Origin of the sequence: Corallococcus sp. CA047B, from assembly GCF_003612065.1 — a bacterium.
GTDB classification, from domain to species: Bacteria; Myxococcota; Myxococcia; order Myxococcales; family Myxococcaceae; genus Corallococcus; species Corallococcus praedator.
On the sequence record NZ_RAWD01000659.1, the window covers coordinates 1 to 1,151 of the forward strand.

The 1,151-nt window shown below is 70.9% G+C and carries 1 protein-coding gene; it reads left to right on the forward strand.

What is annotated here, in order from left to right:
* Positions 1-60 precede the first annotated feature (60 nt).
* The coding region (locus D7X74_RS41995) for a lysophospholipid acyltransferase family protein (RefSeq protein WP_120538471.1) at positions 61-1,151 on the forward strand (1,091 nt) is incomplete at its 3' end.

Sequence of the window (1,151 nt, forward strand, 5' to 3'; positions counted from 1 at the left end):
GGTGACAGTGTCTGGAGCGGGAGGGGGCTCCGGGTGGGGCGCCGGTATACAGTCCGCGCCGTGTTCTACGCATGTGTACGGGCGGTGGTGTCGCTGGCCCTGCGACTCTTCTACCGGGTGAAGGTGAATGCTCCGGCCGAGGAGCCTTCCGGGCCGGTGCTCTTCGTGGGCAACCATCCGAACGGGCTCATCGACCCGGCGCTGGTGTTCATCCTCACGCGGCGCAAGGTGACGTTCCTGGCCAAGGCGCCGCTGTTCAAGCTGCCCGTCATCGGGTGGCTGCTCAAGGGGCTGGACGCGCTGCCGGTGTACCGCAAGCAGGATGACCCGGCGCAGATGGGGCGCAACGAGGGCACCCTGGACGCGGCGAAGGGCGCGCTCGTGCAGGGGCGGGCCATCACCATCTTCCCGGAGGGCAAGAGCCACTCGGAGCCGGGGCTCGCGGAGCTGAAGACGGGCGCGGCGAGAATCGCGCTCAACGCCGCGCGCGAGGGTGCCCCGGTGCGCATCGTCCCGGTGGGGCTCACCTACGCGGAGAAGAACGTCTTTCGCAGCGAGGTGCTCATCGACCAGGGAGCGCCCATCGACGTGACGGCCTTCCTGCCGAAGGACGCGGAGGCCGCGACGGAGCAGGAGTCGGTGCGCGCGTTGACGGAGCGGGTGGCCGAAGGGCTGCGCGCGGTGACGCTGAACCTGGAGCAGTGGGAGGACCTGCCGGTGGTGCAGGTGGCGGAGCAGCTCTACGCCTTCCGGCAGGGCGGCCCGTTGGATGCGGAGCGGCTGCGGCTGTGGGCGCGCGGGGTGCGGCTGTTCCGCACGCAGGAGCCGGAGCGCTACGAGCGCCTGCGGCTGCACCTGTCGTCGTTCCGCAAGCGGATGGCGCTGGTGCAGGTGACGCGGCCGGAGGAACTGTCCGTGCAGTACCGCGCGGGCAACGTGGCGCCCTTCGTGGTGAAGACGCTGCTGACGCTGGTGTTCGGGCTGCCGTTGTTCGTGGCGGGGCTGGTGCTGTTCGGGCTGCCGTACCCGGTGCCCCGGATGGCGGCGAAGAGCGCGGAGCTGGACGTGCAGGCCACGGTGAAGTTCCTCACCGCGCTGGTGGTGTCGCTGGTGTGGTGGGGGCTGCTCACCGGCGCGGCGGCGCTGTGGGG